This window comes from Streptomyces sp. NPDC037100 (genome assembly GCF_055606225.1).
Map to the genome: position 1 here is coordinate 145,773 of NZ_JBVJSX010000004.1, position 15,848 is coordinate 161,620.

Sequence of the window (15,848 nt, forward strand, 5' to 3'; positions counted from 1 at the left end):
ACGTAAGGGGCGCCCTGCGGGAGCGGGCCGGGCCGCGGACGCGGACTGCGGCCGCCGACGACGGGGGCTGCAGACCCGCGTCACGCGACGACGCACAGGGCGCCCTGCGGGAGCGGGCCGGGCCGCGGACGCGGACTGCGGCCGCCGACGACGGGGGCTGCAGACCCGCGTCACGCGACGACGCACAGGGCGCGCTGCGGGAGCGGGCCGGGCCGCGGACGCGGACTGCGGCCGCGGATGACGGGGGCTGCAGGCCGAACTGCGGAACCGGCACTGGCGACGTGGGCTGGGGGCGCTGCGTACGACCGGCAGTCCGGCGGCGCCGCCGCCCCTCCACCGGTCGCCGGCATCACTCCGCCGCCACGCGCCCCGCCCAGTCCGTCAAGCTGGTGTGGACGTGGTCGATGTGGGCCCGGACCTCGTCTCGTTGCTCGGCGTGTTCGCTCAGGAGCCGGTCCGTTTCCTCCTCCACGGTCTCCTCGTGCTCGCGGGCCCGGGCGACCAACTCCGCCACGTGGGCCTGGGCTTCGTCCTCCAGGTCGTGGGCGGCTGCTTCCGCGTCGGCGAAGGCCTGCTCGGCCTCGCACAACGCGTCCCGGGCGGCCGTCATCGCCTGCTCGTAGTCGGCGTCGAGTGCGGCACCCCTGGCGTCCTCCGCCCGTTCCGTCTCCGCCCACCGTTCGGCACGCTCCTTGTCCTGCTCGGCCAGCAACCCGGCAGCGCGCTGCTGCGTCTCGTGCAACGCGGCCAGCGCCTCGCCCCACTCCTCCTGCGCCTCCCGACGGGCCGCGCCCAAGATCTCGTCGGCCTCGGCGTGCGCGGCGAGCAGCCGCTGCCGGACGCGTTCGTCGGCATCGGCGCGTACGGCATCGGCGTGCGTCTGGGCGGACTCGCGCACCTCGGCCGCGGACGCCCGCGCCCCGTCCAGGATGTGCAGCGCCTCGACCCGTGCCCCCTCCCGTACGGACGCTGCCTCCTGTCCGGCGAGTTCGAAGAGCCGCCGAGCCCGCTCGCCCAGCGTCTCGTAGTCCTGCGGGGCCAGTCGGTCCACGGCCTCGCGCAGCCGCCCCAGTTCCTCGTCCATCTGCCGGGCGAGCACCGTCAGCCGGGCTGCCCTCTCCCAGGCCGCGTCCCGGTCCGCGGAGAGGGCCTCGGCGTACTGGTCGACCTGCTCGGGACGGTAGCCGCGCCCCCGCACGGCCGTGAAGCCGTGCGGTGACACCGTCGCGCCGCTCATCCGGACCCCTCTCCACCACACCGATGTGACGTCGCGCTAGAAATGGGATGATTTCGCGCACATCTTGGTGGATCAGACGGAAGCATGCATAACGCGACACTCCGCACGGAGGTCACGGAACCACGGCCGGGCCGTACACCCGTCAGCCCCACGTGGTGCCCGCGGGCTCCTGGATGGTCGTGTTGACGCGGTTGAACATGTTGGTGACCGCGACGGTGAGGATCAGCGCCGAGAGTTCCTTCTCGTCGAAGTGGTCGGCCACCTCGTCCCACAGCGCGTCCGGGACCGACTCCCCCGAGAGGTCGGAAAGCCTCGTCATCGCCTCCGCCAGCTTCAGCGCGGCCCGCTCGGCGTCCGAGAAGAAGGGCGCGTGCCGCCAGGCGGCGACGGCCGCGATGCGCTCCTCGCTCACCCCGTTCTTGCGGAGATTGGCGACGTGACCGTGCACGCAGGCCCCGCAGCCGTTGATCTGACTGGCGCGCAGCCCGACGATCTCCGCCACGTCCTGCGCCAGACCGCCCTCGCCGATCGCCTGGAAGAGGGTGCCGATGCCCTTCATCGCGCCGGAAAGGACATACGCCGGGTTCGTCATCCGTGCCTGCATGATCTCTGCCTCCTGAGTCCGCGGTGCGTCGCTGTCACTGCACTGACGGAACGGCGGAGGGAGGTGTGACAGCCCGGCGCGAGAATTCCTCACCCGCGGGCACGAAAGAGCCGGGTTCGGTCGCGCGAGCGACCGAACCCGGCTCCGTACGGCACATCAGCGGGGACGCGTCACAGCAGTCCGTCCCACATCTGCTCCAGCAGGACCGACCACCAGCTCTCCGGCGAGCCCAGCGCCGCCGGGTCGAGCGCGGCCAGCTGGGCCTGGAAGTCGACGGTCCAGCGGCCCGCCTGCTCCTGGTTCAGCCCGAACCGCAGCCGCCACATCCGCCCCAGCAGCGCAAGGCAGCGCGCGAACTCCGGCAGCCCGGTGTTCACGAACTGCGGCGGCACCGGCGCCCCGCCCGGCCCGGCCTCCACCGGCACGGCGACGATGTTCGCCGTGCCGTACTGCACGCAGATCGCCTTGCCGAAGTCGCTGCCCATCACCAGATAGGAACCCGCGTCCGAGGCCGGCTGCACACCGCGCTCGGCCGCCAGCTCGGCCAGCGTCGGAACGGGCCGTCCCGGCTGCGCCTGCGCCCAGAAGAACGGGCCCATGTCCATCGGCAGTCCGGCCGCCACCAGCGTGTGCGCCACGATCGGCGGCACACCCTGCCGCGACACGGCGGCCTGCTCGAACCGGAACACCCCCGGCCCGAACGCGGCCCCGAGCTCCTGCCCGATGGCCTCCGGCGGAATCGGCGGTGCCGGCTGCACCGGCGGCAGCGGGGCACGCACCGGGGCCGGACGCGCCGGGCCGTCCGCCACCTGGTGCAACTCGCCCTGATGGGCCAGCAGCTGCTGCATGCCCTGCTGCCGGCTCGCGTGGTCCGTGCCGTAGGGCGCGATGCTCGTGATCCGCGCCTGCGGCCACTGCTCCCGGATCATCCGCGCGCAGTACGCACCGGGCAGCTCGCACGACTCCAGCTCGGTGTGCAGCTCCAGCACCTGGTCCGGGGGCACGTTCATGGCCCGCAGCTCGTGGAAGATCTGCCACTCCGGGTGCGGCGTACCCGGCGCCGAACGCCGAATCAGCTGCTGCTCGGAACCGTCCTGCGCGCGGTAGCGCAGCACGGCCTGGTAGCCGGGGCCGACGGTCGGCTGCCCGGTGGGCTGCTGCGGATAGCCGTACGCCGACGGCTGCCCGGGCCCGGGCCGGCCGGGCGGCGGCATCGCACCCGGAGGCACGGCACCCGGAGGCACGGCACCCGGAGGCATGCCACCGGGCGGCACCGCGCCCGGCATCCCCGGTACCGGCTGCGCACCGGGCGTGCCAGGGGCGCCCGGGGCAGCACCCGGGGCGGCCGGTGGTGCGCCGGGGGCCTGCGGCGGCGGGGGCACGCCGGGCCCGCCCGCCGGGGGCGCGGCCAGCATGGTCTCCGCGTGATGCACGGGCCCCGGACCGCCGGGCGGTGCAGCGCCCGGGGCACCCGGAGGCCGCGGAATGCCAGGCGCACCAGGCGGGGCGGGAGCGCCCGGAGGCTGGGGCGCGCCGGGAGCTCCCGGCGGTCCCGGCGGCTGCGGCGCGCCCGGGCCCATCCGGCCGGGGTCGGCGAGCACCGTGGCGGCGTGGTGGACACCGCCGGGTGGCGTACCGCCCGGGGCGCCCGGAGGCTGCGGCGCGCCCGGAGGGCCGGGCGGGTTCGGAGGACCGGGCGGGTTCGGCGCACCGGGCGGGTTCGGCGCACCGGGCGGGTTCGGCGCACCGGGAGCGCCAGGAGCACCCGGGCCCGCGTGCGGAACGCCGGGCGCACCCGGAACGCCGGGGGCACCGGGCGGCGGCATCGGCACGCCCGTACCCGAAGAGTCCCCGGCCCCACCCGGGCCGTCGGGCCCGAGCGCCGACACCATCTGCGTGGGGACGTACCCGCCCGCGGGAGTGCCCGACGCCCCGGGCCCCGACAGCGGCGTACCGCCCCGCTGAGCACCGGGCGTCCCCGGGGCACCCGGCGGGGGCGGAGTGGAAGGACCCGCACCCCGGCGCCCGGGCGGCGGAGCCGCTTTGCTGGTCACGGCGTCGGCGATGTCCCCGGCATTCGCAGCGGCCCCCGGCCCGGCCGCCGGCCGCGGCAGACCGGCGGGACCAGGACCAGCGGAACCAGGACCAGCGGGCCCAGGACCAGCGGACCCAGCAGGACCGGACCCGGCGGGGCCGGCCGCCCCCGCAGCGCCGACGGCCCCCTGCGGATACCCGTACGTCGCCCCACCCGGCGCAGCGGCCGGCGGCGGCGTACTCCCCGGCTGCTGCGGATACCCGTACGGCGCCCCACCCGGCACGGCGGCCGGCGGCGGCGTACTCCCCGGCTGCTGCGGATACCCGTACGGCTGTCCACCGGGCGCGGGCGGAGGCGTGCTGCCGTGCGGCACACCGCCGGGCGGCGTCCCCGCCACTCCCGGAGCACCTCCCGGCGCTGCCGGATAGCCGTACCCCGGGTCACCGGCTGCGGGCGTCGCCCCCGGGCCCTGCGCGTTCGGGTCGTCGACCGCCGGCGACAGCGCCGTCGGCGGAAGCCGGCTGCCACCCGACATCAGAGTCGTCTTGGCCTCGGGCATCGTCGACGGCGGCGGAACATCGCCGTCGGCCTCGCTCAGCGGCGGCGCGAAGACCGTCGCCGGCAGCGGCACGGAACGGTCGTCACCCGCGTCCGCGGTGGTGTCCGTACCGGCCCAGGGCGTCGCCCCCTCCGGCACACCCGGCGCCGCCGGAGCCCCGGGAGCACCCGCGTCGGCCCCGGAGTCCTCGCCCCCGGCCGCCGGCCACGACGCACCGCTCCCCGGCGCGGCGGGCGCACCCTGCGCAGGAGTCACAGCGCCCCCGACCGCCGAACCGGAACCGGAACCAGAACCAGAACCAGGACCGGCAGCAGAGCCGGAACCCGACTCCCCGGCAGCAGAAGCCGCCTGAGCCTCGGCACCCGCACCCGCACCCGCACTTCGCCGATCCGGAATCCCCAGCTTGTCCGCCGCGTCCTGCAACCACTCCGGCGGAGTCAGCAGGAACGACGTCTGGTTCAGATCCACCCGCGCCGCGGGCGCCGCCGGGGCCGACTCGTCCACCGCGTCCGGACCGCCGTACTCCTCCTCGTACCGGCGGATCACCTCGCCCACCGGCAACCCGGGCCACAACGTCGCCTCACCGCTGTCCCGCGCGATCACCAACCGCTGCGCACCGCCGTCCGAGCGCGGCCCGTCCGCCCGGTCCTCGGCCCACACCACGAACCCGAGATCGAACTCCCGCACCCGCACCTCACGATGCTGGTACGACGGCACATCCCCGTTGATCCACTCTTCGGCGCGCTCCTGCGCCTGCGCGAAGGTCACCATCGCCGACCTCACTCCCCCACAGCCGAGGACGACACCGCACCCACCGGCACCACACGCGCGAACCCGCCGTCCACCATCAGGTTCGCCACCGTCTCCAACTCCGGCGGATCGCCCGCCAGCCGCGACAGGAACACGTCGAAGTCGTCCCCGCACGGCAGCAACAACCGCTCCACCCGCTCCGCCGGCGGCACCGAGGGATCCACGTCCCGCGCGTCGTCGTACGCGCAGAACCACACCGAACCGATCCGCTCGCCCTTCACCTTCACGGCCAGCAACCCGCCCTGGACGAACGCGATCCCCAGATAGTCCTTGGTCAGATGGTCACGCAGACACTTGTTGACGTACACCAGGTCATTGACCGCCGCCTCGTCACGCACCGTGAAGAACGGCTGGTCCACCAGCAGCCCCAGCTCCGCGTCCAACGCGGCACCCACCGGCGCGCAGCCACCCGCAGCCTTCAGGAACGACCGGTACGCACCCGGCAACCGGTAGCCGAGGTCCTCCTCCACGCCCTGCACCTGCGACTCCGTCACCGCCACACCGGACTTCGGCAGCCCGAAGTGCGCCGGACGCGTCTCCTGCAGCGGCCGCGTGCCCCGCTTGGCATGGTCGACACCCGACGTCGCCACCCCGCCGTGATGCCGCAGCAGCGCCTTCACCTCGACCGGGACCAGCTCCAGCCGCCGCGTACCCACCACGTGGTGCCACGTCCAGCCGTGCGGCGTCGCCACCGCCGGCACCGTGTCCCACAGTTCGTGCCCGGACGCCGACAACGCCGTGTTCGCCGACACGTAGTCCGTCAGCCGCAACTCGTCGACGCCGAAACCCTCCGGCGGCTCCGCGATCTCCGCGGCCGCCCGAGCGTAAGCCGAGAAGTCGGGGTAACCGTGCTCGTCGACCCGTACCCCTCTCGGGTGACGTGCCGCCCGGACCGGATCCGGGAAATGCACGACCTGCCCGGCGTAGGCCGCGTTCGGCGGCGCGGCTTGCTGCCCGAGCCGACCTGTCGTCATGGCGGTTGCCCCCTGCGGCACTCTGTACGACCCGTATTGACCACCCTCGGTGCACTACGACCCGTATCGACTGTCACGTCTGCTGTCTCGACTTCTCTGCACTTCACCGCACGCGCCGACCTCACGGATCCCCCTTCCGGTTCACTGCATCGAACCCCGAACGGATCACCGCATCGCCCACGGTGCCGACAGCCTATGCGGTACGACGACACCGGTCACCGGCACCGGTCGGCACCCCCTCCGCCTCCGTGACCAGCCGTCACCCCACCGTGACGGCACAACCCGCTACGGGCGTGTCGCCGCGCCCCAGCTTCCGCACCAGCCGCGGCATTTGGCAGTCTGTGACCCCCGGGGGGATGCACGGAGGGGAAGACGATCATGAACGCGACGCAGACGGGACCACACACCGGCAGGTCCGCCGACCCACGAAACGGCGACCCCAGGGGCGGCAGCCGCGACACCGGCCCCCTGGCCGGCGACCCGCGAAACAGCGACCCGCGAAACGCCGACCCCCGAGGCGGCGACCCCAGACGCGGCGACCCCCGCATCGGCTGGAGCGCCACCGAAACCACCCACGCCCCCGCCCTCCGGCACCGCCGCGACGGCATCCTCCCCACCGTCGCCGCCGCCCTCTCCGTCCGCGGCGCCACCCTCACCGGCACCGCCGCCCGCGCCGACACACCCCCCGCCCTGCACCCCCTCGTCCAGGACTTCCTCGACACCCTCCCCAGCGCCCAACGCGACCGCTACACCGGCCGCTGCGCCGAAACCATCCTCATCTCCCGCCACATCGCCGCCGCCGACGCCGCCCGCAGCAAACGCGCCGCACGCAAACCCATGACCAACGGCGAAGCACGCAAAGCCCTCAAACAGGCCAAACTCACCGCCCGACGCATCCGCGAGGACGGCGACCCCCTCCACGGCAGCTTCGCCACCCCCTGCCGCGCCTGCACCGCGCTCAGCGCCCACTTCGGCGTCCGCATAGTCGACCCGGCGTCCCAGAACAACTGACGCGCCCCACCCCCCACACCGCACCGCCACCCAACAGGCGCGCCCACACACACCCGCGCCACCCCACGACCTCGACGAGACGAAGGGCAGATGCACACCGACCGCACCTCAACCACCCGCTTCGCCGTACCCGTCGACGCCGCCCTGCGCGCCGCCGGATGGCAACCCGGACGCTGGGACATCAAACAAGCCGAGATCTGGGCCGACGCCGTGCGCGACCACGCCTCCCCCGCAGGCCACCGCCACACCGTCTTCCCCGCCGCCGTCGAGGCCTGGGCCGAATTCGGCGGACTCCACATCACCCCCACCGGCCCCGGCCGCCAAGTCGCCCCCGCCACCCTCCACCTCGACCCACTGCACGGCCTCCACATGGCCCGCACCCTCGGCGACCTCGGCCGCGCCCTCGGCACCGACGTCTGCCCCCTCGGCGCCGAAACCGACAGCCAAGCCCTCCTCGCCATCGACACCGACGGCCGCGTCTACACCCTCGACCACACCGGCGACTGGTACCTCGGCACCGACATCGACCAAGCCCTCGCCACACTCATCACCGGCACCGCACCCCCACGCCTCACCACAGGCTGACCACCGGCCGACGCCGAGCGGAACGGGCTACGACGCCGGAATCACCGCCGACACCCGAAAACCCCCCGCAGCCGTCGGCCCGGACACGAACACCCCACCCAGCGCCGCCACCCGCTCCCTCATCCCCACCAACCCGTTCCCCCCGGACGGCAACCGCGCCGACGACGCCGCCTCCTCCGGCGGCTCGTTCTCCACCTGCATCGCGATCTCCGACACCCGATGCGCCAACCGCACATACGTCTTCGCCCCGGCCGCGTGCTTGTGGACGTTCGTCAACGCCTCCTGCACCACCCGATACGCCGTCTGCTCCACCAACGGCGCGTACGACCGCACATCCCCCTCCACCGACAACGCCACCACCATCCCCGCAGCAGCCGACTGCCCCACCAACTCCTCGATCTCCGCCAGACACGGACCGTCGTCGTCCGCCGCCCGCGAAGCCGCCGCAGCCGCAGCCACCCCCACCGCCGCCAACGGCACCGACGCCGCACGCCCACGCAGCCCGTCCCCACCACTGCGCAGCACCCCGAGCATCTCCCGCAGCTCCGTCAGCGCCTGCCGCCCCATGTCCCCCACCAACGCGGCGTTCCTGACAGCCTTCTCCGGGTCCTTCCGCGCCACCGCCTGCAGCGCCGCCGCATGCACCACCATCAGGCTCACCCGATGCGCGACCACATCGTGCATCTCCCGCGCGATCCGCGTCCGCTCCTCGCTCCGGGCCCACTCGGCCCGCTCCTCCGCCCGCTCCGCCAGCAACTGAAGCTCCCGCTCCAGACTGTCCGCCCGCTCCCGCAGGCTCTCCATCAGCCGCCGCCGCGCCCCCACATACAGACCCAGCAGCACCGGAGGCGCCGTGAACCCCAGCGACATCGTGATCGCCGCGAAGGGCACGAACCAGTCCCCTATGTCCAGGTCCCCCCGAGACATGTCCTGCTGCGTCTTCACGAACGTCACGATCAGCGTCCCCACCAGCGACATCCCCGCCAGCGAGGCGATGATCCGCCGGGGCAGCTCGGCCGCGGCCAGCGTGTACAGGCCGACGACGCCCATCAGGAAGCCCATCTCGGCCGGCGTGACGGCGATCGACACCAGCACCACGGCGATCGGCCACCGCCGCCGCACGAGCAGCACGGAACCGGCCAGCACCCCGAAGACGACCCCCGCCGCCACCGGGATCCCCGCGTCCCGGGCGAACGGGATCCCCTCCAGCGCGCACTCCAGCGCGGACACCACGGCCAGACTCACATCGAACACGGCACTGCGCCGCCTGGCCCACCACCACGGCCCTCCCCGGGCCGTCACATGGTCTTCCCCCGTCGCGGTCATGCCTCCCAGCCTACGGGCGGCCCCCGCCGGTTTTCCGTCGCATTTCCCGGACTGGCCTACACCACACTGCGTGACCCTTCGGCTGCGATACCACCCGATATCCCTCGAACTGCTGAATCGCACACCGTTCGACCCCGGAGGCCTCCATTCCGGCCGGACGGTATGCGTATGACACATGCGCCCGGCAAGTACGCCGACTTCGAGGGGCTGCGGGAGAAGGCGGTGGCACTTCGCCGCCAAGGCCTCAGCCTTCGCCAGATCCGCGACGAGCTGAAGATCTACAACAACGACATCCTCCACCAGTTGGTGAAGGGAGAACCGGCCCCGGCCTGGACGAAGCGCCCGAACGCAAAGGACGACCTACGGCAAAAGGCGAGGGACCTGCGGCTCCAGGGCTGGACGTACGACCGGATCGAGGCGGAACTGGGCTGCTCGAGGAGTTCGGTGTCGCTGTGGGTGCGGGATCTTCCGAAGCCCGAACCCCGCTACACGCCGGAGGAACAGCGGGCACTCATGCAAGCGGGCCTCGCCCGGCTCCGCGCCACGCAGGACGAAGAGCGCAAGCGCACCAAGGAAAGCGCAACACAGGAGGTGGGCGCCCTTACGGACAGGGAGCTGTTCCTGACAGGCGTCGCGCTGTACTGGGCCGAGGGCACCAAGAGCAAGCCCTACGACCGGCGCGAGAGGGCCGTCTTCGTCAACAGCGACCCGGGCGTGATCCGGGTCTACCTCGCCTGGCTCGACCTGCTGGGAGTGAGCCGGGAACGCCTGGGCTTCCGGGTGCTCATCCACGAATCGGCCGATGTGGACGCGGCCCACCGCCACTGGGCAGCCCTTGTGGGCGTCAACGCGTCGGCATTCGCCAAGCCCACGCTGAAGAAGCACAACCCCAAGACCGTCCGCAAGAACACCGGTCCCGACTACCACGGCTGCCTGGTCGTCTCGGTGGCCCGAAGTGCCGAGCTGTACAACCGCATCGAGGGCTGGTGGAGCGGCATCGTGGCCCATGCCGAGGCACGTCTCCGGTAAGGTCTGAGGCGCTGTCCCCCGTGGTGTAACTGGCAGCACACTGGTTTTTGGTACCAGCAGGACAAGGTTCGAATCCTTGCGGGGGAGCCCACAGAACACACCACCTCAGTTCGGGTCCTGACCCACACCCCCTCGGTCAGGACCCGCACCCATGCCCCCCACAAAACCCCCCGGTATCCTGCGGATGTCACCCCACCCCATCCACAGCCGAAGGGCATCCCGTGAGCGCCAACCGCCCGGCAGCCGTCGTCGTTCTCGCAGCGGGTGAGGGCACCCGTATGAAGTCGGCCACACCCAAGGTCCTGCACGAGCTCTGCGGTCGCAGTCTCGTGGGCCATGTGCTCGCCGCCGCAGGCGAGCTGAACCCCGAGCACCTGGTCGTCGTGGTCGGCCACGCCCGTGAGAAGGTCACCGCCCATCTCGGTGAGATCGCCCCGGACGTCCGTACCGCCGTACAGGCGGAGCAGAACGGCACCGGGCACGCCGTGCGGATGGGCCTGGAGGAGCTGGGCGGGGCCGTCGACGGGACGGTCGTCGTCGTGTGCGGTGACACGCCGCTGCTGACGGGCGCGACCCTGCAGGCCCTGGCGGCCACGCATTCCGCGGACGGCAACGCGGTCACCGTGCTGACCGCCGAGGTGCCGGACGCGACGGGGTACGGGCGGATCGTCCGGGACGACGCCACCGGGGCCGTCACGGCCATCGTCGAGCACAAGGACGCCACCGACGCCCAGCGGTCGATCCGTGAGATCAACTCGGGTGTGTTCGCGTTCGACGGGCAGCTGCTGGCGGACGCGCTGAAGAAGGTGCGGACGGACAACAGCCAGGGCGAGGAGTACCTGACCGATGTGCTCGGGATCCTGCGTGAGGCCGGGCACCGGGTGGGGGCGTCGGTGGCCGGTGACCACCGTGAGATCGCCGGGATCAACAACCGTGTGCAGCTGTCGGAGGCGCGGCGGATTCTGAACGACCGGTTGCTGAGCGAGGCGATGCTCGCCGGTGTGACCGTGATCGATCCGGCGACGACGTTCATCGACGTGACGGTCACGTTCGAGCAGGACGCCGTCGTCCACCCGGGCACGCAGCTGCACGGCAGGACGCATCTGGCGGAGGGTGCGGAGGTCGGGCCGAACTGCCGGCTGACCGACACCCGTGTGGGTGCGGGTGCGCGGGTGGACAACACGGTGGCCTCGGGTGCCGAGGTGGGTCCGGAGGCGACGGTGGGGCCGTTCGCGTATCTGCGTCCGGGGACGCGGTTGGGTGCGAAGGGCAAGATCGGGACGTACGTCGAGACGAAGAACGCGTCGATCGGGGACGGGACGAAGGTGCCGCACCTGTCGTACGTGGGGGACGCGACGATCGGTGAACAGACCAACATCGGTGCCGCGAGCGTGTTCGTGAACTACGACGGGCAGGAGAAGCACCACACGACCATCGGTTCGCATTGCCGGACGGGCTCGGACAACATGTTTGTGGCGCCTGTCACGGTGGGGGACGGTGCGTACACCGCTGCGGGGTCCGTGATCACGAAGGATGTGCCGGCGGGTTCGTTGGCCGTGGCCCGTGGTCAGCAGCGGAATATCGAGGGTTGGGTGGCTCGGAAGCGTCCGGGGAGCGCGGCTGCGAAGGCGGCTGAGGCGGCTTCCCGGGAGTCGGCCGGTGAGGGCTGACCGGAATCCGATGCCTCAAACACGGCGTACGGTGATAAGTGCATGCCCGCACCCCCACCAGCTGAGACGGCCTCCGGCAAGCCGGCTGCGAGGTCTCTCGACACCCAGCTGCGACACCTCTGAGGAGACAGTGCTGTGACCGGGATCAAGACGACCGGCGAGAAGAAGTTGATGTTCTTCTCCGGCCGCGCCCACCCCGAGCTTGCGGAGGAGGTCGCCCAACAGCTGGGTGTCGGGGTTGTCCCGACGAAGGCCTTCGACTTCGCCAACGGTGAGATCTATGTGCGTTATCAGGAGTCGGCGCGTGGTGCCGACTGCTTCTTGATCCAGAGCCACACGGCTCCGATCAACAAGTGGATCATGGAGCAGTTGATCATGATCGACGCGCTGAAGCGTGCGTCGGCCCGCTCCATCACGGTCATCGTGCCGTTCTACGGTTACGCGCGGCAGGACAAGAAGCACCGTGGACGTGAACCGATTTCGGCGCGTCTGATCGCGGACATGATGAAGACCGCGGGTGCGGACCGGATCCTGACCGTGGATCTGCACACGGACCAGATCCAGGGCTTCTTCGACGGTCCGGTGGACCACCTGTTCGCGCTGCCGCTGCTGGCGGACTACGTGGGGCGGAAGGTGGACCGCCAGAAGCTGACGGTCGTGTCGCCGGACGCGGGCCGGGTGCGGGTCGCGGACCGCTGGTGCGACCGGCTGGGCGCGCCGCTGGCGATCGTGCACAAGCGGCGTGACAAGGACGTCGCGAACCAGGTCACCGTCCACGAGGTCGTGGGTGAGGTGGAGGGTCGCGTGTGTGTGCTGGTGGACGACATGATCGACACCGGTGGGACGATCTGTGCCGCGGCGGACGCGTTGTTCGCGCACGGTGCGGAGGACGTGATCGTGACGGCGACGCACGGTGTGTTGTCGGGTCCGGCGGCCGACCGGTTGAAGAACTCGCGGGTGAGTGAGTTCGTGTTCACGGACACGCTGCCGACGCCGGGTGAGCTGGGCCGGGATCTGGACAAGATCTCGGTGCTGTCGATCGCGCCGACGATCGCGAGTGCGGTGCGTGAGGTGTTCGAGGACGGTTCGGTGACGAGCCTGTTCGACGAGCAGTAGGAGTCCCTGGTGGGGCTTGTGTAGATCGTTTTGGGTGCGGCCTTCCTTGCCGAGTAGACTGCTGAAGTTGCTCGGCGAGGGAGGCCGTTCCCGTTTCGGGACGCGGTTGTCCGTTATCGACGCGCTCTTCGTAGCAGGCCGTTCGTGGCCGGGTGACCACGTCCGTTCTGATTTCGAGGAGTGATTATGTCCGAGGTGAAGATCTCCGCCGCGACGCGCACCGAGTTCGGCAAGGGTGCCGCGCGCCGTATCCGTCGTGAAGACAAGGTTCCGGGTGTCCTGTACGGGCACGGTTCGGATCCGGTGCACCTGACCCTGCCGGGTCACGACCTGCTGATGGCGCTGCGTACGCCGAACGTGCTGATCGCGCTGGACATCGACGGCAAGACGAACGAGCTGGCGATTCCGAAGTCCGTGCAGCGTGACCCGCTGAAGGGCTTCCTGGAGCACGTGGATCTGCAGCTGGTCAAGCGTGGCGAGCAGGTCACGGTCGAGATCCCGGTGCACACCGAGGGCGAGCTGGCCCCGGGTGGCTTCCTGCTGGAGCACGTGCTGAACGCGCTGCCGGTCGAGGCCGAGGCGACCCACATCCCCGAGTCCGTGACCGTGTCCGTCGAGGGTCTGGCGGCGGGTGACTCCATCCTCGCGAAGGACATCGAGCTGCCGAAGGGCACCACGCTGACCGTCGAGGGCGACACCGTCGTGCTGCAGGTTCTGGCCGCGCAGGCCGAGGAGGCCCCGGAGGGCGAGGAGGCCGCTGAGGAAGAGGCCGCTGAGGCCTGATCCTCTGCGTCGTCGTTTCGTCGGCCGCTGTTCCCGTGCGGGGCAGCGGCCGACGCGTATGAAGGAGACATGGACGTGACGACCGATGCCGCCGCTCCCTGGCTGATCGTGGGGCTGGGCAATCCGGGGCCGGAGTACGCGGGGAACCGGCACAACGTGGGCTTCATGGTGGCCGATCTGCTGGCGGATCGGGTCGGGGGGAGGTTCAAGCGGGCCGGGCGTGCGCAGGCGCAGGTGGTCGAGGGGCGGATCGGGCCGCCGGGGCCGTTGAACCGGCGGGTGATTCTGGCGAAGCCGATGTCGTACATGAACTTGTCGGGCGGGCCGGTGAATGCCTTGCGGGACTTCTACAAGGTGCCGGTGGCGCATGTGGTGGCGGTTCATGACGAGTTGGACATCGACTACGGGGCGCTGCGGCTGAAGCTGGGGGGCGGGGACAACGGGCACAACGGGCTGAAGTCGATGACGAAGGCGTTCGGTGCGGAGTATCACCGGGTGCGGTTCGGGATCGGGCGGCCGCCGGGGCGGATGCCGGTGGCGGATTTCGTGCTGAGGGATTTCTCGTCGGCGGAGCGCAAGGAGCTGGACTACTTCGTGGACCGTGCGGCGGATGCGGTGGAGTGTCTGGTGATCGAGGGGTTGGAGCGGGCGCAAAGCTCGTACAACTCCTGACTTGTCGCCCACCGAGGTTGACGGGCCGTTCGGGCATGGCCAATGATCCCGGCCATGTCTGCCACTGCCCCTTCTTCGTCCCGGGTTTCGGCCGTCGTGCTGCGGTTCGGGCGGTTCGCGGCGATGGGCACGGTCGCGGTGCTGATCCTGATCGCGGGGGTGTGGGGGTCGTGGGGTACGGCGCAGCACGTGATGCTGACGAAGGGCCGGGAGCAGGGCACGGTCGAAGTGGCGCGGTGCGGGCCGGACATGTGCTGGGGCCGGTTCACGCCGTTGTCGGAGGGTTCGCAGCCGCGGGCGCGGGTGGTGCTGGAGAGGTCGGTCGCGGTGGAGCGGGGCCGGACCTACACGGTGGTTGTGAAGCCCGGCGGTGATGACGCGGTGCGTTCGGGTCCGGCGGGGGTTCTGTATGCGTGGGTTCCGTTGGGTGGTGCGTTGTTGCTGGCGTCGGTCGTGGTGGCGGGTGGTCTGCTGCGGACGCGGTTGGCGTGGGTGATGGCGTTGTCGGGGGTGGCGTTGTTGACGGCGGTGTTCGTAGCCGTTTGAGGGGTTGGGTCGTTCTCTTCTTCGTGGAGGGGCCTTCGCTTTCTGGTGGGGCGAGTGTTGTGCGTTCGTGATTGACGTGCTGCCCGTGAGGCTGGAAGCTGAGCCGCCCCCTCCACATCTTCTCGGTCACTTCTCGAAGATGGACTACCTGTTATGCGAACCCTCCCGCGCGTCGGCGCTGTCTGCGCTGCCGCTTCCGCGGTCCTCCTGCTCGCTCCGGCCGCCCACGCCACCCCGCCCGGTGACAACGGCACGGTGAAGATCCATGACGCCTCGACGGGTGAGGAGTTGCCCCGTAACGAGCCGCATGTGTGTGCCTTCTACCTGGACGCCTTCGGTTTCGACGGTGGTCAGAAGGTGGACTGGCGCATCGACGCGATCCCTCCGAGTGAGAACAAGGGGGAGACGGTGGAGTCCGGTGTGCTGACGCTGGGCGCCGAGGGTCACGGCCGGACCGAGGATCTGTCGCTGGCCGACGGGCATTACAAGTTGTTCTGGAAGTTCGAGGGTGAGAAGGGGTCCGCCAAGCACAAGGTGTTCTGGTCGGACTGTGAGGACGAGCAGGAGCCGGGTGGTTCGACGCCGTCGGGTTCGGCGTCCGCGTCGCCTTCGTCGGGGGCGTCCGGGACGCCGTCGGGTGAGCCGGGTGCGTCGGTGTCGCCGAGCGTGTCGGCCGGTGGGGGTGTGCCGGCGTCGCCGTCGGCGCAGGGTGGTGGCGACGGTGATCTCGCCGAGACGGGCAGCGGGGCGCCGGTGGGTGTGCTGTCGGGTGTGGCGGCGGCGCTGGTGGCGTGTGGTGGGTTCCTGGTGCTGCGGCGCCGGAGGGCCGGCCGCGGCTGATCTGGAAGGCACTGTGCCCCCGAGCCTGTACGGGCTCGGGGGCACGGTCGT

General features: G+C 71.4%; 14 protein-coding genes and 1 tRNA gene. 10 read left to right on the plus strand and 5 right to left on the minus strand.

Annotation, left to right across the window (positions count from 1 at the left end; genetic code table 11):
- Positions 1-349: 349 nt before the first annotated feature.
- From ACZ7EG_RS14850 to ACZ7EG_RS14865, 4 genes are all read right to left on the minus strand, one after another.
- Positions 350-1,237, minus strand: a complete 888-nt coding sequence (locus tag ACZ7EG_RS14850) for a cellulose-binding protein (RefSeq protein ID WP_471077452.1) — start codon at positions 1,235-1,237, stop codon at positions 350-352.
- 142 nt (positions 1,238-1,379) lie between these two features.
- Positions 1,380-1,841, minus strand: a complete 462-nt coding sequence (locus ACZ7EG_RS14855) for a carboxymuconolactone decarboxylase family protein (protein ID WP_471077455.1) — start codon at positions 1,839-1,841, stop codon at positions 1,380-1,382.
- Positions 1,842-2,011: 170 nt separating this feature from the next.
- Complete coding sequence (locus ACZ7EG_RS14860; RefSeq protein ID WP_471077458.1) at positions 2,012-5,206, minus strand: SUKH-4 family immunity protein; 3,195 nt, start codon at positions 5,204-5,206, stop codon at positions 2,012-2,014.
- Between the two features lie 8 nt (positions 5,207-5,214).
- Positions 5,215-6,219 (minus strand): SMI1/KNR4 family protein, encoded by a 1,005-nt coding sequence (locus ACZ7EG_RS14865; RefSeq protein WP_362236967.1) that lies wholly within the window; start codon positions 6,217-6,219, stop codon positions 5,215-5,217.
- 378 nt (positions 6,220-6,597) lie between these two features.
- On the opposite strand from ACZ7EG_RS14865, the gene ACZ7EG_RS14870 reads away from it, so the two are divergent.
- A complete protein-coding gene (locus tag ACZ7EG_RS14870) occupies positions 6,598-7,230 on the plus strand; it encodes a YwqJ-related putative deaminase (protein WP_471077462.1) in 633 nt (210 codons plus the stop codon).
- A gap of 90 nt (positions 7,231-7,320) precedes the next feature.
- Positions 7,321-7,815: an SUKH-3 domain-containing protein gene (locus ACZ7EG_RS14875; protein ID WP_471077465.1), complete on the plus strand. Its 495-nt coding sequence runs from the start codon at positions 7,321-7,323 to the stop codon at positions 7,813-7,815.
- 27 nt (positions 7,816-7,842) lie between these two features.
- On the opposite strand, the gene ACZ7EG_RS14880 is transcribed toward ACZ7EG_RS14875, so the two are convergent.
- Positions 7,843-9,141 carry a sensor histidine kinase gene (locus ACZ7EG_RS14880; RefSeq protein ID WP_471077468.1) on the minus strand — a complete coding sequence of 433 codons (1,299 nt, stop codon included), beginning with the start codon at positions 9,139-9,141 and terminating at the stop codon, positions 7,843-7,845.
- A 168-nt stretch (positions 9,142-9,309) separates the two neighbouring features.
- Here ACZ7EG_RS14880 and ACZ7EG_RS14885 point away from each other — a divergent pair, with 168 nt between their 5' ends.
- The 8 genes from ACZ7EG_RS14885 to ACZ7EG_RS14920 all read left to right on the plus strand — a co-directional run bounded on the left by ACZ7EG_RS14885 (position 9,310) and on the right by ACZ7EG_RS14920 (position 15,797).
- Positions 9,310-10,170, plus strand: coding sequence for a hypothetical protein (locus ACZ7EG_RS14885; protein ID WP_471077471.1), 861 nt, complete (start codon positions 9,310-9,312; stop codon positions 10,168-10,170).
- 14 nt (positions 10,171-10,184) lie between these two features.
- Positions 10,185-10,257, plus strand: a tRNA-Gln gene (locus tag ACZ7EG_RS14890).
- 134 nt (positions 10,258-10,391) lie between these two features.
- Positions 10,392-11,840, plus strand: coding sequence for a bifunctional UDP-N-acetylglucosamine diphosphorylase/glucosamine-1-phosphate N-acetyltransferase GlmU (glmU, locus tag ACZ7EG_RS14895; RefSeq protein WP_471077474.1), 1,449 nt, complete (start codon positions 10,392-10,394; stop codon positions 11,838-11,840).
- A gap of 135 nt (positions 11,841-11,975) precedes the next feature.
- Positions 11,976-12,956 carry a ribose-phosphate diphosphokinase gene (locus tag ACZ7EG_RS14900; protein ID WP_471077477.1) on the plus strand — a complete coding sequence of 327 codons (981 nt, stop codon included), beginning with the start codon at positions 11,976-11,978 and terminating at the stop codon, positions 12,954-12,956.
- Positions 12,957-13,142: 186 nt separating this feature from the next.
- On the plus strand, positions 13,143-13,739 hold the full coding sequence (locus tag ACZ7EG_RS14905; protein WP_471077480.1) for a 50S ribosomal protein L25/general stress protein Ctc: 597 nt from the start codon (positions 13,143-13,145) through the stop codon (positions 13,737-13,739).
- 69 nt (positions 13,740-13,808) lie between these two features.
- Entirely contained in the window at positions 13,809-14,411 is a 603-nt protein-coding gene (pth, locus tag ACZ7EG_RS14910) for an aminoacyl-tRNA hydrolase (RefSeq protein WP_471077483.1), read from the plus strand.
- A 42-nt stretch (positions 14,412-14,453) separates the two neighbouring features.
- Positions 14,454-14,957: a hypothetical protein gene (locus tag ACZ7EG_RS14915; protein WP_471077486.1), complete on the plus strand. Its 504-nt coding sequence runs from the start codon at positions 14,454-14,456 to the stop codon at positions 14,955-14,957.
- A gap of 153 nt (positions 14,958-15,110) precedes the next feature.
- Positions 15,111-15,797, plus strand: a complete 687-nt coding sequence (locus ACZ7EG_RS14920) for an LPXTG cell wall anchor domain-containing protein (protein ID WP_471077489.1) — start codon at positions 15,111-15,113, stop codon at positions 15,795-15,797.
- The last annotated feature ends 51 nt before the right edge of the window (positions 15,798-15,848 follow it).